This window comes from Desulfovibrio sp. GTC20076 (assembly GCF_055385905.1).
Genome location: NZ_AP039366.1, coordinates 1,834,514 through 1,855,077 on the forward strand (window position 1 = coordinate 1,834,514; position 20,564 = coordinate 1,855,077).

At 58.6% G+C, this 20,564-nt stretch carries 15 protein-coding genes, 1 pseudogene and 1 riboswitch; of the genes and pseudogenes, 6 read left to right on the forward strand and 10 right to left on the reverse strand.

The annotated features are described in order from the left end of the window. Window positions 1-179 precede the first annotated feature (179 nt). From ACZ495_RS08130 to ACZ495_RS08145, 4 genes and pseudogenes are all read right to left on the reverse strand, one after another. Window positions 180-2,942 (reverse strand): annotated as a pseudogene (locus ACZ495_RS08130) (type I secretion system permease/ATPase). Between the two features lie 266 nt (window positions 2,943-3,208). After that, entirely contained in the window at window positions 3,209-4,612 is a 1,404-nt protein-coding gene (locus ACZ495_RS08135) for a TolC family outer membrane protein (protein WP_464262033.1), read from the reverse strand. 980 nt (window positions 4,613-5,592) lie between these two features. Then, window positions 5,593-6,168, reverse strand: a complete 576-nt coding sequence (rbr, locus tag ACZ495_RS08140; RefSeq protein WP_012624269.1) for a rubrerythrin — start codon at window positions 6,166-6,168, stop codon at window positions 5,593-5,595. Window positions 6,169-6,299: 131 nt separating this feature from the next. Beyond that, window positions 6,300-6,791 carry a FlxA-like family protein gene (locus tag ACZ495_RS08145; protein WP_464262034.1) on the reverse strand — a complete coding sequence of 164 codons (492 nt, stop codon included), beginning with the start codon at window positions 6,789-6,791 and terminating at the stop codon, window positions 6,300-6,302. A 173-nt stretch (window positions 6,792-6,964) separates the two neighbouring features. Here ACZ495_RS08145 and ACZ495_RS08150 point away from each other — a divergent pair, with 173 nt between their 5' ends. Next, a complete protein-coding gene (locus ACZ495_RS08150) occupies window positions 6,965-8,074 on the forward strand; it encodes a M48 family metallopeptidase (protein WP_296984990.1) in 1,110 nt (369 codons plus the stop codon). A 262-nt stretch (window positions 8,075-8,336) separates the two neighbouring features. Then, entirely contained in the window at window positions 8,337-9,251 is a 915-nt protein-coding gene (locus tag ACZ495_RS08155) for an IS481 family transposase (RefSeq protein WP_464262035.1), read from the forward strand. A gap of 22 nt (window positions 9,252-9,273) precedes the next feature. Here the strand turns inward: ACZ495_RS08155 and ACZ495_RS08160 are convergent, their stop codons facing one another. Beyond that, window positions 9,274-9,933 carry a potassium channel family protein gene (locus tag ACZ495_RS08160; RefSeq protein ID WP_012624266.1) on the reverse strand — a complete coding sequence of 220 codons (660 nt, stop codon included), beginning with the start codon at window positions 9,931-9,933 and terminating at the stop codon, window positions 9,274-9,276. Between the two features lie 257 nt (window positions 9,934-10,190). Then, complete coding sequence (locus tag ACZ495_RS08165; RefSeq protein ID WP_041724677.1) at window positions 10,191-11,555, reverse strand: TrkH family potassium uptake protein; 1,365 nt, start codon at window positions 11,553-11,555, stop codon at window positions 10,191-10,193. Window positions 11,556-11,827: 272 nt separating this feature from the next. Next, window positions 11,828-11,938, forward strand: a riboswitch (TPP riboswitch). A gap of 53 nt (window positions 11,939-11,991) precedes the next feature. Here ACZ495_RS08165 and thiC point away from each other — a divergent pair. From thiC to ACZ495_RS08180, 3 genes are all read left to right on the forward strand, one after another. After that, window positions 11,992-13,272, forward strand: coding sequence for a phosphomethylpyrimidine synthase ThiC (thiC, locus tag ACZ495_RS08170; RefSeq protein WP_012624264.1), 1,281 nt, complete (start codon window positions 11,992-11,994; stop codon window positions 13,270-13,272). A 419-nt stretch (window positions 13,273-13,691) separates the two neighbouring features. Next, entirely contained in the window at window positions 13,692-14,039 is a 348-nt protein-coding gene (locus ACZ495_RS08175; RefSeq protein ID WP_041724676.1) for a DMT family protein, read from the forward strand. A 1-nt stretch (window position 14,040) separates the two neighbouring features. Beyond that, window positions 14,041-14,826: a sulfite exporter TauE/SafE family protein gene (locus tag ACZ495_RS08180; protein WP_012624262.1), complete on the forward strand. Its 786-nt coding sequence runs from the start codon at window positions 14,041-14,043 to the stop codon at window positions 14,824-14,826. A gap of 101 nt (window positions 14,827-14,927) precedes the next feature. Here the strand turns inward: ACZ495_RS08180 and ACZ495_RS08185 are convergent, their stop codons facing one another. The 4 genes from ACZ495_RS08185 to ACZ495_RS08200 form a co-directional block, all read right to left on the reverse strand. After that, window positions 14,928-15,338 (reverse strand): DUF1090 domain-containing protein, encoded by a 411-nt coding sequence (locus ACZ495_RS08185; protein WP_464262036.1) that lies wholly within the window; start codon window positions 15,336-15,338, stop codon window positions 14,928-14,930. Between the two features lie 571 nt (window positions 15,339-15,909). Further along, on the reverse strand, window positions 15,910-16,236 hold the full coding sequence (locus tag ACZ495_RS08190; protein WP_012624259.1) for a hypothetical protein: 327 nt from the start codon (window positions 16,234-16,236) through the stop codon (window positions 15,910-15,912). Window positions 16,237-16,460: 224 nt separating this feature from the next. Further along, entirely contained in the window at window positions 16,461-17,846 is a 1,386-nt protein-coding gene (locus ACZ495_RS08195) for a PFL family protein (RefSeq protein ID WP_012624258.1), read from the reverse strand. Window positions 17,847-18,026: 180 nt separating this feature from the next. After that, window positions 18,027-18,590, reverse strand: a complete 564-nt coding sequence (locus ACZ495_RS08200) for a glycine cleavage system transcriptional repressor (protein ID WP_072311762.1) — start codon at window positions 18,588-18,590, stop codon at window positions 18,027-18,029. Between the two features lie 208 nt (window positions 18,591-18,798). On the opposite strand from ACZ495_RS08200, the gene lysS reads away from it, so the two are divergent. Next, complete coding sequence (gene lysS / locus ACZ495_RS08205) at window positions 18,799-20,385, forward strand: lysine--tRNA ligase (RefSeq protein WP_371261795.1); 1,587 nt, start codon at window positions 18,799-18,801, stop codon at window positions 20,383-20,385. The last annotated feature ends 179 nt before the right edge of the window (window positions 20,386-20,564 follow it).

Here is a 20,564-nt window from a genome sequence, read left to right on the forward strand (position 1 = left end):
CATTAAAATCCGGCTGCGGCGCGGTACGGGAAGAAGAATCCGGAAAAACGGCCCCGGAAGCGGCCGGACCGCCGGACTCCTGCCCCCGGGCACCGTCGGGCACAGCGGATTCCGCAGGGCTTGCCGCCGGAGCAATGGGGCCTTTTGCTTTATCTTTATCTTGTGGTGTCAACTGCATGCTACATATTCTCCGCGGGCCGTTGCGCCGGAGCGCCCTGTCCCTGTCGTGCCGTATCCATGCTTTGCCGTGAACGGTCACGCAGACGCTGCAAAACGGCGTCGCGCGGGCCATCCATTCTTATTTGGCCGTTTTCCATAACAATCAGGCGATTTACAATACGCAGCATGGACAAGCGGTGTGTCACCAGCACCACGGTGCGCCCATCCATGACCGAATACAGGCGCTTTTGCAGCATTACCTCAGAGTCCGTATCCATGTTGCTGGTAGGCTCATCCAGAAGCAGCACTTCGGGGTCGCGCACAAGGGCGCGCGCCAGCGCCACAGCCTGACGCTGCCCGCCGGAAAGAGCCCTGCCCTGTTCACCCACCTGCGCGGCAAAGCCAGCGGGATTGTTGCGCAAAAAATCTGTCACACCCGCCAGAGCCGCTGCGCGCAGGATAAGATGGTCATTGATGGTGGGATCGCCCAGGGCAATATTGTCGCGAATGCTGCCGTAAAACAGTACCACGTCCTGCGGCAGTACGCCCACGCGTCCCCTGAGGTCGGTGCTGGGTATCTGCCGTATGTCCACATCGCCGAATTTCACGGCGCCTTCCTTGGGCTGATAAAGGCCGATAAGCAGCTTGGACAGTGTGCTCTTGCCCGACCCCATAGGCCCGATGATGCCCACACGCTCGCCCGGCTCGATATGCAGCGATACGCGGTCAAGGGCCAGACGCTCCTGCTGCGGGTAAGCGAAGGACACGTTTTCCATAGTGAATGACGGCCGCAGCATGCCGAAATCCATGCAGGTTTTTTCCACCTGGTTTTCTGAAGGCAGCACCATGAGCATGTCGAGCGCCTTGAGCGTCACATGCGAGTTCTGAAGGCGCGTAAGCAGCGAGGCCATCTGCAGCAGAGGGGCCATGGTCCGCCCCACCAGAATATTGCAGCCTATAAGGGCGCCCATGGTCATCAGGCCGTCGGATATGCGGTACACGCCCCAAACGATCATGGCCACCGTCACAAGCTGGGTAATGAGCATGGAAGACGTGACGGCCAGATTGTTGTACTTGCGGGCCTCGCTGTTGGACTGGGCGGAAAGCCCCACCACAGATTCCCAGAGCTTTTGCATGCGGCTTTCGGCCATGCACGACTTGAGGGTTTCAAGCCCGCCCACAATCTCCACCAGCAGGGCGTTTTTCTGCATATTCTGCTTGTAACTGGCCTCGGCACTGCGCCGCGAGCGCGACTGCAGCAGCAGGCCGATGCCCAGCATCAGGGGCATTGCCGCCAGAGGCAAGAATACCAGCGGGCCGCCGATAAATCCGATAAGCAGCAGGAATATGACCAGAAAAGGCAGATCAATGCAGGCCAGCAGGCTTGAAGAGCTGAAAAATTCGCGTAACTGCTCGAATTCACGCAGGTTATTAACAAGTGCCCCTGTGGATTCTGGCTTGGCGTCCATGCGCATTGAAAGCACTTTCTCTACCAGCGAACTCGAAAGCACAATGTCGGCATTGCGCCCGGCCACGTCCACAAAATGGGTACGCAACGACGAGAGCAAAAAGTTGAAGAGATAGATTATGAGAATGCCGATAGCCAGAACCCACAGGGTTTCAATGGCATTATTGGGAACCACGCGGTCGTAGACGTTCATGACAAAAAGCGGGCTGCCCACGGCAATGAGGTTGATCACCACACTGGCCAGAGCCACATGCCGGTAAATGGGCGCGTAATAACGCAGCACATCCCAGAACCAGCGCTTGCCGTGCGAAATGCTCAGCCGCTCGGCGCGGTCATCGGGTGCGGATTCCACAGCGGCAAAGAGTGCCTAACCGGAGTATTCCTGCTTGAGATCTTCAAGAGACACCGCCTGCGCGGCATCGCTGGTTTCAGGAAATATGACCTCGGCCATGCCGTCTTTCATGCCTGTCAGCACACATGAGCGATCGCGGGTCAGCAGAAGAATGCAGGGCATTACCAGGGTGGGAATATCCTCCAGCTCCGGGCGAAAGACAATCCGGCCCGAAAGCCCGGCCTTGCGCGCAGCCCTGAGGCACGCCTGGGGGGTTACCTTGCTGCCGGTAAGACCGGCCATAAGAAACTGCGGGCTGACCACCCTGCCGCGCAAGCGCAACAGCACTGCAAGGCTGCGCAACAGGCCGGGCATGAAGTCAACGTCAGACGGGCGCAAAGGCCCCATGCCGGAATCTCTGCCCGACTGGCCGGACTTCATGGCCGCTTCGTGACGTGCGGCCTGGGCCATGGCGTTCATGGCGGCTTCACCCGTCTGGCCTGAAACTCCCTGTGCGTCGCCCGGCGCGGGAGCACCTTCAGCATCCGGGACTGCTCCGGCTTCGGCTGCGGACTGCGGCTGCGTTTCGGCGGTTCCTGCGTCCTGCGCAGGTGCGGCAACCTCAGCGGAAGCGGCAGCAGCGGCATCCCGTTCACTGGAAGCTTCCGTGCGGGGGTGGGCATTGCCGAGCACAGCGCTGCCATTGGGCATGCCGGGCGGCATGCCCTCCTGCCCAGACGCAGGGGCAGCCTCTTTTGCCTGCTGGCCGGGCAATATGGTCACGGCTCCGGAAAGTTGCGAAAGTCCGGCATTCTGCGTCGCGCTCCCGGACCCGGGCGAGGCCGGGCCTATGGAGGCAGCATGCGTGCCTGTAGCAGAAGACGTTGCGGAGGCCGGCGTGGGAGCAGCACCGTTCGCAGTCGCGCTGGCTGCCGTTCCGTCCGGGGTCTTCCCTGAAATCTGTGTGGTGTCAGGCTGTTCCATGGTATTCCCATTGCTGTAACACAAGGGCTGGAAGCCCTTGTAAAGGGGCAGGAGCGTGGGCCACAAGGCGGAAATGCCTTGCCGGGCGCTGCGGCCGGCATACCGCTTTGAACGGTTTACCGTTTATGAAAGTACGTTAATGCGACCGAATTGCCAAGCTGTTAGGCAATCAGGTGCAAACGCGAAAATTGGTGAACGCGGGGAAATAAATAAAGAAATCAGGCGATGTTCCCCGGCGCGCATGCGCACCGGGGAACAAACACCTCTTACTCAAACCAGCCGGGAGCGAATTCTTCGCGGGGGTCAGTGGCGTCCTTGGGCGGTTCCTGCCCAAGGGGACCGGTATTAATGGACATTTGCAGCAGCAGGTTGCCCGAAAGCGCGCTCAGGCGATACGCGCCCACCAGGATATTGCCGCGAGCGGTTTCGGCCTGGGTGGAGGAGTTGAAAAGCTCATTCTCCGTGTCGAGCACGTCAAGAATGCTGCGCCTGCCGATCTGGAACTGTTCAACATACGCCGAGCGGGTGTACTTGCTGTACTCCACAGCCTTGCTGTAGTGCGAGTACTGTTCCTGCGCGGCCTGATAGTTGGTCCAGGTGCTTTCGATATCCAGCTTCAGCTCATCAAGAAAATCGTACATCACCTGGCGGCTCTGCCGGATGCGCGCTGAAGCCGCACGCCGTTCGGCCAGGTCCGCTCCGCTGTTGAAGATATTCCAGCGCACGACGCCAAGCACGTCAAAGCTGTATATCCAGCGGTCGGTAGCTCCGCCCCTGTCCGTATAGTTGGGGCCGGCTTCAAGGTTCAGCGTGGGATAAAAGGCGGAGTCGGCCAGCTCACGCTCGCCGCGCGCGGCGCGGATGTCCTGCATGTAGGCAGACAGCTTGGGGTTGCTCTGCTCGGCCTGTGTCAGTACCGCATCCGGGCCTTTATACAGCTCGGGGGGCATCGTCACAGGGGCCATTTTGGCCGCGGCGGGCAGCCCAGTAAGGCGAACATACCTGTCTTCCGCCACAAGAAGGGCGGCCTTGGCCTCGGACAGGCTCGACAGGGCGCGCTGCAGGCGCGAACGGGCCTGCGTCACGTCGGCGGCGGTATCAGCGCCAAGGCTGGCCCTGTCCTGTGCCTGGTTCACAAGCGCCTTGTGCTGGCTTACGTTCATTTCGGCCAGTTCAAGGATCTTTCTGCGGCGCAGAACGTCGATATGCGAAATGATACCTTCAAGGGACAGCGAAGTGGCCGTATCAAACACGCGATACTTTACGGACTCGAGGGTAGACTTGGCCGTGCGCACACGCGAACGCGTGGCAAAACCGTCCCAGATAGGCTGCACAAGCTGGGCGTTAACGCCGGCCAGGCCCCACATCTGATAGTCCAGGTCTTTATTGCGTGTGCTCGAATCGCTCAGCACACTGCCGCCAGCGCGCCCCGTAACGTCCACGCGGGGGCCGAACCCGGCTTTGGCGCGGTCAACTTCGTGCTCAAGCACATTGCGGTTTTCCTGAATCCCCCTCAAAGCCCTGTTGGTACGCAGCACGCCATAAATGGAATCTTCCACGGTTATGGCCTGCCCTGCGGGCGGAGGAGGCGGATATGCGCTTTCGGCAGCTACAGTCAGCGCCGGGGCCAGCAGAATCAGCCCCAATAAGGTAAAAACATACTGTTTCACAGTTCACTCCCTAAGAATGAAAAGCCGCGCCTTATGGCGGCCTTTCGCTCTGTCCGCATGCCGGCCAGAATGGCCCACATTGTGGATACGGCAACCGGGTGCGCCACCGTCCACAACGGCATGCTTTAGGCTTTTGGTGAAATACCCGGATTAAGGGCGCCCTGCAAGCTCTTTTGGCTCAAAGCCCTACAGGTTACGCAGTTTTTCCGCATAACGCCCGGCACGACAAAAGTCAGATGCGGCAGGTCCAGCCACCCACAAACGGATTCTGGCTGGTGCCTGCTACTATTAACAGTTAGCAATAGTTGGGGAATAAAAGCAAGAGCCTGATACCTCACCAAAAACAGAAAAACGTATAACGCATCAAAAAATAAAGATAAATATATTTAACTATAGTATTATATTTTTTGTATCTGGCTGAAAAATTTTACTCTCAGGCGCCAAATGGCATGACGCAAAATGATCCGACAAACAGCAGCGGCAGAATTGCATACGGAAAAACCGATGAAAAGCATTGCCTGCAAGTCAATCAATCCAAGAGATCAGGCCAGATCAATGCCGCAGCACATCTTCTGAAGCCAGCAGACGTCCATTGCAGTGCTTCAGATGCTCCGCACCGCCGCCGGGGCGGTTTCAAAAAAGCATTGCTCCACGAGCGCCTTATCCGCTCGGCATGCAGCATGGGGCTGATTGCGGGCTGCCTGCCCTGCCCCCCCGGGCAGCAGAAAAACTGCGCGGGGATGCCCTTGCTCCAGAGGGAAGCTGCGACAGGACGCACATGACGATTGAACCGGGGCTTCCACCCCGTGAGATGATCGCTTTCGGGCTGCCTGCGGCAGACAGCCCGGGCAGGTCGCCCTGGGGGCCTCGTCACAAGGCGCGCCCTGTACAGGCGACGAACCATCTTGCAAAAATCCGGGGCCGCACACTGCGCAGCAGAAAATATCCTTCGGCAGGTGTGCGGCTCCGCAACAGACAGGCTAGAAACTGTAGTTCAGTTCTTCAAAAAAGGCCTTGGGGTGCGCACAGGCGGGGCACATTTCGGGCGCGTGCTCCCCGTCCACGAGACAGCCGCAGTTGATACAGCGCCACACTGTGGGCTTGGAACGCATGAACATGCGACCTTCCTTGATATCGCTGGCGAGCTTGAGGAAGCGCTTTTCGTGATAGGCTTCGGCTACGGCGATATGGCGCATGACAAAAGCAACTTCGGAAAAACCTTCTTTTTCGGCGGTGGCAGCCATCGAAGGATACATTTCAGTGTGCTCGTAGTTTTCGCCCTGGGCAGAAGCCAGCAGGTTGGCTTCGCTGCCCGCGATAATGCCCGCAGGATACGCAGCCTGGATTTCTACCTCACCACCTTCAAGAAATTTGAAAAGGCGCTTGGCGTGCTCTTTTTCCTGCGCGGCAGTTTCAAGAAAGATTTCCTGCACCAGCACGTAGCCGTCTTTTTTGGCCACGGAGGAAAAAAAGTCATAACGGTTACGGGCCTGCGACTCACCGGCAAAGGCAGTCAGAATGTTCTTTTCGGTCTGGGTTCCCTTTAACGATTTCATGGCAAAACCTCTCTTTCGCATGCAATACATGCTGTATACAAGGTGTCTGGACGTAAACGAAATAAAAAGGGACAGCAGCAGCCATCCCCCAAGTCGACTTTATATAATTGATATTTGTTACTGTCAATAGGCTACCCTGCCTGTTCGGCCTCCGCAAGCTGCGCTTCAAGGGCCGCAATCTGAGCCTGCAGGGCATGTATCTTGCTCTGCAGGGCCGTATCTGCTCCACCGCCACTGGCCTGGCTGGCAAGGCTTGCCAGCTGGCTTTTGAGGGCTTCTATTTTTTGTTTTATACTTTCCACAGAACTTGAGCCGCCAGGCCCACCCGATGCGCCCCCTGCGCCTGAAGCCTTTTCGCCTCCGTCACTGCCGTCATTACCGGAAAGTCCGGCCACCTGACTGCCGGAGCTTTCCTGCCGGGCACCTGGCGCGGGCGATTTGGTAGAAGCCGAGTAGCGGCCAAGTTTTTCGCGCAAAAGCTCTCTGGCCTTGTCGGAAATATTCACCGTATCACCAGAATCGCCCTTGCCGGAAGCTGTGGTGCTTCTGGCGCTGCCGCCGAGATCCCATATCCCTTCCACACCGGAAAGGCCGCCAACGCCATATGTGCCTGACACGCTCATGTCTGCTCCTCGGATGCCTTGCACCGGTTGGAAAACAATTCCTCCCGCCAGTACCTGCGAAAAAGCAGCAAAAGCCATGCCAGAGCATAAAGGGGAAAATTCTGCCCGGCGGTTCTGTCAGGATGCATCCACGGCCCTTTACAAGGGCTTGCCGCCTGTGGCAGCCTCGCCCCATGTCTGAAAAAAAAACTGCACCACAACTCCGGAAAGGCCCGGGCGCCTTCCCTCCCCTGCCGGAGTACATTCACTTGCCTCTGGCCGGGGGAACCAGACTGGCAGCCAGGGTGCGCCCTTCAGCCCGCGCCCGCCGCACCCGCCTGACGCTTGACCCGCGCGGCCGCCTGACCCTCACGGTTCCCGAAGGCATGCCCCTTGTGCTTCTGGAACAGAGCCTGCCGCAATTTTTGCCGTGGCTGGAACGCGCGTGGAAAAAGCATCAGTCCGGCAGCCCGGAGGAGCAGCTGCCCCCCAGTATAAACCTGCCCCTGCCTGACATATCATTTCAGGTGTGTCTTGACGGCGACCTTGCCGCCGGCCGGCTGGCTGCGGCGCAACATCAGGAGCACAGCGCCTCCCTGCTGGTGCGCTCCGGGCCGCAACGCCTTTTGCTGGTGCAAAGCCCCGGCCTGCTGCGCCTTTTCGGTCCGGTGCAGGATACGGCACTGTGCGCCCGGGCATTGCGTCAATGGTGCCGCAACATGGCGAGCGTGCTGCTGCCGCCCTATCTTGAAGGCCTGGCGCGGCAGGGCGGATTTATGCTTGAAAAAGTCAGCATACGGGACCAGCGGTCGCGCTGGGGCAGTTGTGCGCGCGTACGACGCTCCGCCGTCAATGCCCGCAGCGGAGAAAAAAAAGCCGGACAAAACGGCGCGTCTTTGGCAGAGATGGAGCATAGGCGGCAAAACTCCGCTGCCGCTCCGGCTTCCAGCAGGGCGGGGCGCTGGATGGACACTTTTTTCCGGCTGTTTTCAGACGCGGACAGTCCGGGCCTGACACCTGCAGGGCGCAACGCAGCCGCCCCGGCCGACACCTTCGGGGATGATCCCGCAGGGCGTATAAGCCTCAACTGGCGGGCGCTGCTGCTGCCGCGCCCCCTGCTGGAACACCTGTGCTGGCACGAACTGTGTCATCTGCGCCATATGAACCACTCCCCTGCCTACAGGGCAGAGCTTGCCCGCTATTCCCCGGACTGGCCCGGATGCGAAAAAGCTCTGGACCATGCATGGCGAGGTCTGCCCTGGTGGGCCTTGCCCGGCGGTGATCCTTCAGAAGACGACGCCTAAACTCACGCCCCGAAGTTGTGATCTGCTCTGCACTCCGGAGCCGCTGCCCGCCCCACGCGCCAGAAGAACGGGCGCACTCGCTCCCCAAAAGCAGGTCAAGAAAGATGCGCTCGCCGAGCAGGCTGCGCAAGCATTTGCAATAAACTCATTGCAGACGGCAATTGCCCTACACCTAGGTGTAGTGTTCCAATAGGTTGTTCACCCTCCCCCAAGTCGGTAAAGCTGGAGTTAACAGACAACAGCAAACCGATCGAGGGAGAAGGTGAACAGCCATAAGAATGCCAAACTGACCGCAAGAGGTCGAGAAGAAATGATACAGCGGATGCTGGACAATCCTGCCGCTACGGTGGCGGCAGGATTTGGAGTAAGCCTGCGAACCGCCAGAAAATGGATGAAGCGATACCGTGAAGGAGGTCTTGCTTCTTTAGCAGACGCCTCTTCCCGGCCTCGACATTGCAGAAATCGGCTGACGGAGCTGGACGTTTCCAGAATTTTTGAGTTGCGGAAAAAGCGACAGACTGGCGACGCAATCGCATTACGCCTTGGCCTGTGCCGCAGCACTGTGTTTCGTGCCTTGCGCAGACTCGGCTGCTCCCGGCTTTCTTCTTTGGAAGAAAAAGAGCCGGTACAGCGTTATCAATGGGCGAAGCCGGGGCAGATGCTTCATCTGGACATCAAGCGTCTCGGCAAGATTGATGGAGTTGGTCATAGGAAGACGGGGACACGGCAAGTCCGTCGGCATCGACCAGGTTGGGAATATTTACATGTATGTGTGGATGACGCTTCCAGGGCCGCGTATACGGCAGTACTGCCGGATGAAACGGCGGAATCTGCCATAGAGTTTTTGTGGTTTGCCATCGCGTGGTATGCTTCGCACGGCATCAAAGTAGAACGAATTCTGACGGACAATGGCGCTTGCTATAGGTCTTGGAAATTTCGAGACGCTTGCCGTGAGTTTGGAATAACGCATAAACGCACACGGCCTTATAGACCACAAACCAACGGCAAGGCAGAACGCTTCATTCGAACAGCATTGAATGAGTGGGCATACGCCGAAACGTATACCCACTCATGGAAAAGAACAGCTTATCTGTCGATATGGACGCATCGGTATAATTTCTTGCGACCACACTCGGCTCTTGGCAGAAAACCTCCAGCTTCAAGGCTAGGAGGGTGAACAACGTGTTGACACTCTACACCTAGGGTTTCAGTTCACTCATGGAATTGGCCCTGCCCGCCACCACAATGGTGTCTCCCTTGTGCAGAACGGTCATGGCCGGGGGGACGAAGTTAAAAGAATGCTCGCCCACGGGACGAATGCCCAGAACCATAATATTGAAACGCTGCATGAGATTAAGCTCCACCAGCGTTTTGCCGTGCCACTCGTCTACCTTCAGTTCCTGAATCGCGATGCCTCCGTACTTGGGGATAAGATCCAGCATGCCCGGATAGGTGAGCTGATGGGCAGCCATGACGGCGGCCTCCATTTCGGGAACCAGGGCACGATTGACGCGCAGCCGCTGAAGAATCTTGCGGTGCTCCTCATTGGAGGCCTTGACCCATATCTTGGGGCCGCCCAATTCCTGCACGTTGAGGGTGATACTGAGGGACTGCTCAACGCTTTCTCCCACGCTGATAACCACCCAGTCCAGGTCCTGCACATGCAGTGAGCGCAGCACGGCGATATTGGTGGCGTCGGCCTTGTAGACGGACTCCAGCGCATCTTCGGCCCGTTGTACCCGCGCTTCAGACATATCTATGCCCACCACAGTATGCCCAAGGGAAACAAGGGTGGTCGCCATGCGCAGGCCAAATTTGCCCAGGCCGATAACGCCTATTTCCAGCTTCTTTTCCGCCATATCTTTACTTTCTCCGTGCTGTATCCGCGCCGGAAGGCCGGAAGCGTTCCGCTGCGGCAAAGACCGGACAGGAGCAAGCCCCGCCGGGTATGCCGGGCAAAATCCGAATGCGGCCTTTCGGTGTGCAGCATTGCATCAGGCCCCCAAAACAGCCAGTCTGTGACCGAAGATGCCGCTACGGCAGCAAGCCGAAAGCAGCGCCCCTCGCAACGCGATCATATATAAATCTTTTGTGAACAACCTGCTGAAACAATACATCAACCAATGGGCAATTGCGTTTCCGCCACTGTATATGCCTTGCGGGGCTGCAGGCTCTGCACAGCCATGAGCAGGCTCAGCAGGCCCACGCGCCCGGCAAACATGTTGACAATAATAACACCCTTGCCTTCGGCGCTCAGTTCCGGAGTCAGATTCATTGAAAGCCCCACAGTACCGAGGGCCGAGACCTCTTCAAACAGAATGCGCAGAAAAGACGGCCCCTCAACCCCGGTGCCGTGCAGTATGCCGTATTCCGTAATACTGAGCAGAAACGTGGAAAACCCTACAAGCATCGAGTAGAAAAAGAACAGCGTCAGCGCGCGGCTTACGTTTTCTGCCGGCACGCCCCTTCCCTCAAGCACGATCTGCCTGTCGCCCCGGAACTGCGCGGCAATATAGCCCACCAGCACCCTGAAAGTCACCACCTTGATGCCGCCCGCGCATGAGCCGGGGCCGCCGCCCACAAACATGAGCGCCATGAGCACCAGCAGGGTGGCCTCGCTCAGGCTGCTCATATTGACGGTATTGAAACCGGCAGTGCGGGCCACTGCAGCCTGAAAAAAAGCTGTCAGGGCCAGGTCAAAACCATCGCCCAGCGCCTGCTCGTTGCCCACCCGCCAGAATTCGATGACAAAGCCCAGCGCCGCGCCCACCACAATAAGAAAAACCGTTGTCTTGAGCACAAGGCGGCTGAAACGGCTGAACCTGCGTACAGGAATGCCCATGCGGCCGCCGGAAATGATGCCCAGGGCTTCACGCAGCACGCCAAAGCCTATACTGCCCAAAAAAACGCTGGCCGTGATGATGCAGTTGACCGTCACATCATCCCGAAAGTTCATGAGGCTGTTGGGGCTGAGCGAAAACCCCGCATTACAGAAGGCAGAAACAGCATGAAAAGCCGCGCTGATCGGATGAAAAAACACGGGATCGTGCCAGTAAAGCAACAAGCCCGTGACAAGCTCGATGCTGAACACCAGGGCCAGCACCTGCAACAGAAAGCCCTTGAGGTTGAAGTCGTCGCCAAGCAACGCCTGACTCACGGCCTCGCGGCTGGTAAAGGGCACATGGTTTCGCCAGAGCAAAAAAATAATGCTCGTATAGGTCATGACGCCAAGGCCGCCCAACTGCACGAGAAATAGCAGCACCATCACCCCCGCGGGGCTGAGAACAGCGCTGATGTCCACAGGCGTCAGACCTGTAACACAAACGGCCGACGTGGCGATAAAGGCCGCATCTATGGGGCTGAGGCTCTGGCCTTCCTGCAGGCTCGCCGGCATGTGCAGCAAAACTGCGCCCACGGCAATAACCACAAGAAAGGAAAATACGGGCCACGTAAGAGGGCTGAAAAATCTGTTCCGCTGCATGCCCCCCATTTATGCCAGCCGCTGAAGGAAAGCAAGACGATGGGCCATATCGCTGGCGCGCAGCCCCTTCCCCCTTGAAAAATATATGAAATACCGCGGCCCATGCCCAATCCCTGCCCTGCTTCAGCCGCGCGGCGACGCTTCGCCCCCGGCAAGGACGTACGCCCCCCCTGTGCCGGCCGCAAGGCTGCGGACTTGACGTCAACCGGGCATGCTGTTTTTACGGAAGGGCAACCCGCACTTTACATACGCCTGCGGCGAGGATATAGTTTCCTTCGAGCTAGGGGAGCCGTGCAGACAACTGCGCGGCTGAGAGTGGGATTTCCCAGACCCTTGAACCTGACGCAGTTCGCACTGCCGGAGGGAAGCCGCGGCCACAAGCTGTTCCGCTGCTTGTGGTTTTTTTGCGCCCTGCGTCGCAACCCGCGAGGCACACATGTCTACCACACTTTTTTCGCAGAATACCGCATTGCGTGGTCTTCTGGACTCCCATCTGGACAGCCTGTCCGCTGAAGAGCAGCTCGACGCCCAAAGCGTGACCGCCGCCCTTGAGGCCGGAACTATGGTGCTGCTGGGCAACCCCGCCCATAAGGGACTCAAACCCATTCTTGTGGGTCAGCCCGCCAGGGTCAAGGTGAACGCCAATATCGGCACGTCTCCCCTGAACAACTGCCCCCGCACCGAGGAGCGCAAGATACAGGCCGCCCTTGAAGCCGGAGCCGATACGGTTATGGATCTTTCCATCGCCGGCGATCTGGACGCCCTGCGCCTCGGCATGCTGGAGGCCTGCCCCCGGCCGCTGGGTACGGTTCCCCTGTACGCCGTGGGCCAGCGCATACTGGACGCGGAGCGCGACATTGCCAGCATGAACCCGGACGAGCTTTTTGACGAAATCGCCAAACAGGCCCGGCAAGGGGTGGATTTTGTCACCGTTCACTGCGGGCTTTCGCGGCGCGGAGCCGAAATGGCCGTCAAAAACAACCGCGCTCTGGGCATTGTCTCGCGCGGCGGCTCCATGCTGGCCCGCTGGATGCTCGAAAACGACCGCGAAAACCCCTTGCTGGAGCATTTTGACCGCCTGCTCGACATCTGCCTTCCCTACAACGTGACCCTCTCCCTCGGCGACGGACTGCGCCCCGGCGCGGGCGTTGATGCGGGCGATGCCGCCCAGTGGGAAGAGGTCATCAATCTGGGGCGCCTTGCCAGATACGCGCTTGAACGCGGCGTGCAATGCATGATTGAAGGCCCCGGCCACGTGCCCCTCAACCAGGTGCGCACCCAGATTCAGGGCATAAAGCGCCTCACCCATAATGCCCCGCTCTATGTTCTCGGCCCCCTGTGCTGCGACAGCGCCCCGGGCTACGACCATATCGCCGGAGCCATCGGCGGCGCACTAGGCGTGGAAGCAGGCGTGGACTTTCTCTGCTACCTCACCCCTGCCGAGCACCTCACCCTGCCTGACGAGGCGGACGTGCGCGCCGGGGTCATGGCTTCGCGCGTGGCCGGGCATGTAGGCGAAGTGGCTTTGGGCCACCCCCGCGCCGTGGCACGTGAGGCAGCTATGAACGCCGCTCGCAAGGCGCTGGACTGGGAAGGCATGACCAAAGCCGCCCTGGATCCACAAATGCTTGAAAAACGGCGTGAGGAGCACAAGACTGAAGAAGTCTGCGCCATGTGCGGCAAGTTCTGCGCGGTTAAGATGCTTCAGGATCACTAGGGCATTTGCGCCGTAACGTGCTTATGGCGCGACGAAACAGCCCTGCGGCCCTCGCTGGTGGCTTGCTTCGGCGTGACGGGCGAAACATGTTCGCCTTGCAAGCACTTCGGGGGGCGGTTTTTTACAAATCCGCGCAGAGCAGACAGCCGTTTTTCAATGTTGCCCTGCTCACAGATATGCCCGCCCGGCGCGGCTCCCCTGCGGGGCCGCGCCGGAACCGCACGGCAGGTCTCAGACCGCACAAAATCTGGAAAAAGCGCCCGGAACACGCCGGGCGCTTTTTTCTGTCATTCATGCAGCCATTCGTGCGGTTATTGACTCACCGCACCGGCACGGGTATGCCTCTGGACTGTCCCGACACCGTGCCGGGCGGCTCCACTCCTGCCGCCCGGCAGACAGACAAGGCATACGGATACGACATGAACATACCCGTCCCTGCGGCCACCGTTGGCCTTTTGATTTTATCAAACATATTCATGACGTTCGCATGGTACGGCCATTTGCGCTACAAGGGCGCGGCTTTGCCTGTGGTCATTCTTGCCAGCTGGGGCCTGGCCTTTTTTGAATATCTGCTTCAGGTGCCTGCCAACCGCATCGGTTACGGGCATTTTTCCGCTGCTGAACTGAAAACCATACAGGAAGTCATCTCCCTGACGGTTTTCATGATTTTTTCCAGCCTTTGGCTGCACGAACCCCTGCGCTGGAACCACGTTGCGGGTTTTGCCCTCATTGTGCTGGCTGCCTGGATCATCTTCAAGGAGTGGTAATGTGGAAATAGGCCTCATCCCTTTGCTGATAGGCATTGCCGCCGCCTTTGCGGGCGGCTTTATAGACGCCATCGCCGGCGGAGGCGGTCTTGTGACCATGCCCGCCCTGCTGCTTACGGGCGTGCCACCGCATGCGGCCCTGGGCGCCAACAAATTCAGCGCCTGCCTGGGCACGTGCGTGGCCCTGGGCAACTTTGCCCGCAGCCGCCTTGTGCTATGGCGCGTTGCCCTGACAGGACTGGCCTTTGCCCTGATCGGCTCCTGGGCCGGAGCGCGTCTGGCACTGCACACCGAGCCTGCCCTGCTGGGCAAAATTCTGGTGGGGCTGTTGCCTGTAGGCATGTGCGCAACCCTCATGCCCCGCAAGGAGCGCGCGCGTGCTTACGGCGAAGCCGACATGAACGGCCCGCGCCTGTGGCTACTGACGCCGCTGGTATGCCTTGTCATCGGCGCATATGACGGATTTTTCGGTCCCGGAACAGGCAGCTTTCTTATTCTTGCATTTCACTGGATTTTGCGCATGGGCCTTATGGAGGCCTCCGCCACCTCCAAGGTGCTGAACCTTGCGTCCAACTTCGCAGGAGTGGTGGTTTTTATGATCAACGGCGTGGTATTGTGGAGCCTGGCCCTGCCCATGGCCGCAGCCTGCTGTGTGGGTAACTGGCTTGGCAGCCGCCTGGCCATACGCGTCGGCCCCGCGGCGGTGCGGCGTTTTCTTATGGTTTCGCTGTCGTTGCTGCTACTCACCCTGATCTGGCAGTTTTTTCTTGCCCCTCTTGTGCAGTAGCCTGCGGCAACGCGGCAGAAATGACATGCAGAAAAGATGGCGGTCCGGACTCTTGCGCCGGGCCGCCATCTTTCTTTGAACGTAACGCCATAAAACTTCCGTTATCTGCCGGACTTCAGGGCATCACGAGCTTTTTCGGCTTCCCGCAGTTCGCGCTGGGCCTCCTGTAGTTTGTGTTTGCGCTTGGCGATCTTGCTTTCCTGCTTGTCCCGGGCAAAAGCCTTGTCCAGCTCCGCCTGTCGTTCCTGCACTTTTTCCTGCTTTTCCATAACAGCTATTTCCGCTTCGGCCTGTTCGCCGTCATCGGTGCACCATGTGCGGACATTTTCCAGGGCGCGCTCAAGGCCTGCCGCCCGTTGTGTATTGTTGTGCTGCCTGGCGATATCAATCTGCCGCTGGATATGGGCCATTTTTTTCTGGCAGACGCCCCCGGCCTGCGCGACGCTGGCCCAAACAAAAAGAGTAATGAGCGCGACGCACAGCGAAACAGGCATTGCTGCATAATACTTCATTATAATTTCCTCTCTGGACGTTATACATAAAAGAACGGCATTGACGCAGCCATGCCGCCCCCATGCCGGGCTTGCATACAGGCAGAAAAAAACGCGCGCTTCCGTCGCCGGAATTCATGAAAGGCGGCATCAGGCCGGGCAGGCGCTGCGGCACGGCCAAAAGGCGTGAAGCTGACAAAACAGCGGAAGGGCATGAACAGTGGCAAGACTCCGCCAGCCTGAAAAAGGCAAAACACAGGCTGCCGGAAAGCATACCAGAAACGCGGACACTCCTGACGGCACGTCAAGAAACACTGCGTACAGACCGTGGCAACGTGCGAAACATATTCGCAATACTTTCAGGTTCTACACTTCGGCGTTGCGGCACAACAAACAGCAGCGCTGCCTACATGCGCAAAGCCCGCGGCAACGCTGCGGCGTGTTGCCGTCAGGGCGCCCCGCGCAGTCGCAGCCAGTGCGGCCTGCAACCGCTCTGCCGGCATACACCGCAAACGGCATGCACAAGGACTTTTTCATCCCTTGCAGCCGGGCGGCAGAAGCAAGACGTGCCGGGAGTTCACCTGAAGAGAACCTAGTTTATCATCTCAATATAGTAACGGCTGTCTGCGGTTTCCGGCAGCTCAAATTCAAGAGCATACTTCAGCCCGGTGGCGCTTTCGGCGGACTTGTCTCCCATGACGGCAGTAACCACGCATTTGCAGGATTTTTTATCCGCACTCATGGTCTTGAAGCTCTCAAAGCTGATATGCGGATCCTTTATACCCAGTTCCTGTGCATAGGATTGCATGATTTTTTTGGCATATTTTTTACCATCGCTGGAATCACACTCCAGCGATGAGCCACAACCCGCTACAAACATAGCAAGAAAGGCCGCTGCCACAATTTTTGTTTTCAGCATGGTTGTCTCCTTGATCCTGTTTTTCCGGGTGCGCGCTTCACCTGCGAAGCGTACGGTTCCGCACAGTAAAGCTATGACAAATATTCACCACCCGGTCAAACCGATCTGTACCGGATGGACACGCCCCGCGCCGTGCTGCCCCGCAGGTTTTACCATGCCAGTATAAATGAAAAATCCCGCTTCGGCGGGATTTTTCATTTATACTGGCATGGTTGCAAACGGCATCAGTTTTTCAGGCTGTGGATAGGGGCGGGAATGCGCCCCCCAAGGGTGATAAAGTCTTCAGCATTGCCGCCCGGCACGGGCATGATGGCCGCCTTGCCGAGCAGGCCGCCAAACGACACCTCCTCACCCACGCCCTTGCCGGGTACAGGTATGAGGCGTACAGCCGTGGTCTTGTGGTTGATCATGCCGATCGCCATTTCATCGGCGATAATGCCGGAAATGGTAGCCGCCGGGGTATCGCCGGGGATGGCGATCATGTCCAGCCCCACCGAGCATACGCTCGTCATGGCTTCCAGTTTTTCAATGCTGAGCAGGCCTGCGGTAGCGGCCGCCTCAATGCTTGAATCTTCCGATACGGGAATAAAGGCCCCCGAAAGACCGCCCACCGAAGAGGAGGCAAACGCCCCGCCTTTTTTCACCGCGTCATTGAGCATGGCAAGCACCGCTGTTGTACCGGGTGCGCCGATGCTTGAAAGCCCAAGGCTCTGGAAAATCTCGCCCACGGAGTCGCCCACCGCCGGGGTGGGGGCCAGGGAGAGGTCTGCCACGCCAAAGGGTATGCCCAGACGGGTAGCCACTTCAGTACCGATCATTTCACCCACGCGGGTCACCTTGTACGCCGTGCGCTTGATCACCTCGGCCATGTCCAGCAGGGTCAGGGGCGCGCCCTTTTCATTGCGGCCCGCCTCGCGGGCCCGGTCCAGGGCCTTCTTCACCACACCGGGGCCGGAAACGCCCACGTTGATCACCACATCAGGTTCACCCACCCCAAGGTAGGCCCCGGCCATGAAGGGCACGTCCTGCGGAATGTTGGCAAAAACCACCAGCTTGGCACAGCCTATGCCGCCACGGTCGGCCGTGGCTTCGGCCACCCTGAGGATCTGCCGCCCCATAAGCGCCACAGCGTCCATATTGATGCCGCTGCGCGACGATGCCACGTTGATGGACGAGCATATGCGGTCAGTCTGCGCGAGGGCTTCGGGCAGCGCCTCGATAAGGGCACGGTCGCCATTGGCAAAACCCTTTTCAACCAGGGCGGAAAAACCGCCCAGAAAATCCACGCCCGCCTCTTTGGCGGCCTCGTCCAGGGCTTTGCAGACACGCACCATGCCGTCCGGGCCAAAGGGCGCGGCCACCACCGCAATGGGGCTGACGCTGATGCGCTTGTTCACCACGGGAATGCCGTACTTGTCTCCCACCTCGTCACAGACAGAAACAAGCTGTGAGGCATAACGGCGGATTTTGGCCTGCACATTGGCGGTAAAAAGCTCTAGGTCGTGGCTCACGCAGTCAAACAGGCTCACGCCCAGGGTGACGGTGCGCACGTCCAGGTGCTCGTTGCGGAGCATGTTAAGGGTGCTTATGACTTCGCGTTCGGAAAGCATGGCGGTATCCTGTATGGTTGCAAGGCTAAAACGCTCTGGATCAGATCGGTTTTGATGATATGCGTTCTCAAGGTGAAGACCCACTCGCTACGGCGTTTGCCCGCGCAGGTACGTGCGTGTGGTCGCCACGGCGGGCATCTGCTCACGCCGTCGCCAGAGCAATACAAAAGCTGTACTGCCCTAAAAAGAGCTGACGCGGTGAACGGCTTCAAAAATATCCCTGTGCTGCACGCTGACCCTCAGGTCGCGGCTCTGGCCCTCGCAGGAAAGCTCGCGGCGCAGACGCCCAAGGTCAACGGCATCGGGAACCATAACCTCAAAGACAAAAAGGGCATGATTGGCCCCGCCTTCGCCCAGAATAGCCTTGAGGCTTTCGATATTCACATCATGCCGGGCAAACACGCGGCTCATGGCCGCGATAAGGCCGGGCTTGTCCGGGCCGTCGGCGGTGATCACAAATGGTTCGCAGTGCAGACTCTGGCCCCACTGCCCCTGAATGGCGGGCCGTACCAGCACCGAAAGATCCACTTTAGCCTCGGCCAGGCTGGCGCTCAGCTTCTGGTGCAGGTTCTGGGCATCCAGGGCATCGGGGGCGGCCACCACAAAAATGGCGGCAAATTCGCCGGAAAGAATGCTCTGGGTCACTTCTTCAATGTTGCAGCCGTTTTCTTCAAGAATGCGGCTGACTGCGGCCACCACTCCGGGGCAGTCGCGCCCCAGAAAAGAGGCGGTATACTTGTGCATGACGCGTATCCTTACGGAAATGATCCGTGGCAGGGCCACGGGAAGGTGTCACAGGAAAGAAAATCTATATACGCAACCCTCGCGAACTTCAAGGCCAAACAGGGTATTGGCGCGGCATGAAAAGCATCTGCACGTCATCCTTGACGCTTCTTCGTGAATGGCATACCGTTACAATCCTTTAAGACCGGGCATCTCAGGAGTTTTTTCAGTGGAAAATCGGGAAAAGAAGAATAAAAAGCCTGCCGTCAAGCTGGGCACCAAGTCTAAGTACGCGGGCTATTTCATGCCCATGTTGGAAAGCTTCGCCGCCCGTGAAGGGTTGAACGAGGTCGTAAAAAACCGCGTAGTCAAAGCCTGTGACCTCCTGGACGCGGGCGTACCGCTCTTTCCTAACGATTTCCGCAAGGAACATTCCATTGCCTGGGTGCTGGACAAATTCGGCGACCTGGAGGGCGATGCCCTGGAAAAACAGGAAGATGTCGTCGCCATTGCCGGGCGCATCGTTTCGCTCCGTTCTTTCGGCAAGGTGGCCTTTTTTCATATCATGGACCAGACGGGCCGCGTGCAGTGCTACGCTGCGCGCGAACATCTGGACGACGCCACGCACAGCCTGGTGAAAAAGCTTGATATCGGCGACATTGTCGGCGTTTCCGGGCATCTTTTCCGCACCAAGACGGGCGAGCTGACCATCGCCTGCCGCACCATAAAGCTCATCACGCGTTCCATGCGCCCCCTGCCCGAGAAGTATCACGGGCTCAAGGATATGGAAACGCGCTACCGCCAGCGCTATGTGGACCTTATCGTCACACCCCGCGCCCGCGAAATATTTTTCAAACGCAGCCAGATCGTGCGCGAATTCCGTCATTTTATGGAAGACCACGGCTTCATGGAAGTAGAAACGCCCATGATGCAGCCCCTGGCCGGGGGCGCGGCGGCAAAGCCGTTCAAAACCCATCACAATGCTCTGGACATGGGCCTGTACATGCGCATTGCGCCCGAGCTGTACCTCAAGCGCCTGCTTGTGGGCGGTTTTGAAAAAGTGTTTGAGCTGAACCGCAACTTCCGCAATGAAGGGATCGACACGCGGCACAATCCCGAATTCACCATGTGCGAATTCTACTGGGCCTACGCCACGTTTGAAGATCTCATGGACCTTACGGAAAAACTCTTTGCGCATCTGGCGCAGACGGTTTGCGGCACAACCGTGGTTCCCTACCAGGGCGAAATGATCGACCTCACGCCCGGCAAGTGGACACGCATGAGTTTTTACGACTCGCTCACCGTCATTGGCGGCCACCAGCCGGAATTTTACAATGACTACAGCAGGGTGCAAAACTACATCCGCCAGCGCGGTGAAAAGGCCGCTGACAGCGAAAGCCTGCAAAAGCTGCACGCCAAGCTTTTTGACCTGGACGTGGAAGGCAAGCTCGTCCAGCCGCACTTCATCTACCATTACCCCACGGAAATTTCGCCCCTGTCGCGTCGTAACGACAACGACCCCGCGCTGACCGACCGCTTTGAGCTTTTCATTACCGGCCGCGAGATATCCAACGCCTTTTCCGAACTTAACGACCCCGTGGACCAGCGCCTGCGTTTTGAAGACCAGGTGCGCGAAAAAGAAGCCGGAGACGATGAGGCGCACAGTATGGACGAAGACTACCTGCGCGCCCTTGAATACGGCATGCCACCTGCTGCCGGCCAGGGTGTGGGCATTGACCGGCTGGTCATGCTGCTGACGGACTCCGCCTCCATACGTGAGGTCATCCTCTTCCCCCTGCTGCGGCCGGAATCCTAGAATATTTTACTTTTGAAACAGTACTGAAAACGGCCCCCAAAACGGCCGGTGCCTGCTGACAAAAAGGCCCGTTCCCCACAGAAAGCGTACCTGCCGGTATGTTCCTGTCCGGAACGGGCCTTTCAGTTTGTTGCCGGTACAGCCCGTTACAGACCTTTTGTTCTGCGGGCAGCACCGGA

Excerpts from the sequence above, each read along its gene's own strand:
- rbr (WP_012624269.1), bottom strand. The coding sequence starts at position 6,168 with ATGAAATCGTTAAAGGGAACCCAGACCGAAAAGAACATTCTGACTGCC.
- ACZ495_RS08145 (WP_464262034.1), bottom strand. The coding sequence starts at position 6,791 with ATGAGCGTGTCAGGCACATATGGCGTTGGCGGCCTTTCCGGTGTGGAA.
- ACZ495_RS08150 (WP_296984990.1), top strand. The coding sequence starts at position 6,965 with ATGTCTGAAAAAAAAACTGCACCACAACTCCGGAAAGGCCCGGGCGCC.
- ACZ495_RS08160 (WP_012624266.1), bottom strand. The coding sequence starts at position 9,933 with ATGGCGGAAAAGAAGCTGGAAATAGGCGTTATCGGCCTGGGCAAATTT.
- ACZ495_RS08165 (WP_041724677.1), bottom strand. The coding sequence starts at position 11,555 with ATGCAGCGGAACAGATTTTTCAGCCCTCTTACGTGGCCCGTATTTTCC.
- thiC (WP_012624264.1), top strand. The coding sequence starts at position 11,992 with ATGTCTACCACACTTTTTTCGCAGAATACCGCATTGCGTGGTCTTCTG.
- ACZ495_RS08175 (WP_041724676.1), top strand. The coding sequence starts at position 13,692 with ATGAACATACCCGTCCCTGCGGCCACCGTTGGCCTTTTGATTTTATCA.
- ACZ495_RS08185 (WP_464262036.1), bottom strand. The coding sequence starts at position 15,338 with ATGAAGTATTATGCAGCAATGCCTGTTTCGCTGTGCGTCGCGCTCATT.
- ACZ495_RS08190 (WP_012624259.1), bottom strand. The coding sequence starts at position 16,236 with ATGCTGAAAACAAAAATTGTGGCAGCGGCCTTTCTTGCTATGTTTGTA.
- ACZ495_RS08195 (WP_012624258.1), bottom strand. The coding sequence starts at position 17,846 with ATGCTTTCCGAACGCGAAGTCATAAGCACCCTTAACATGCTCCGCAAC.
- ACZ495_RS08200 (WP_072311762.1), bottom strand. The coding sequence starts at position 18,590 with ATGCACAAGTATACCGCCTCTTTTCTGGGGCGCGACTGCCCCGGAGTG.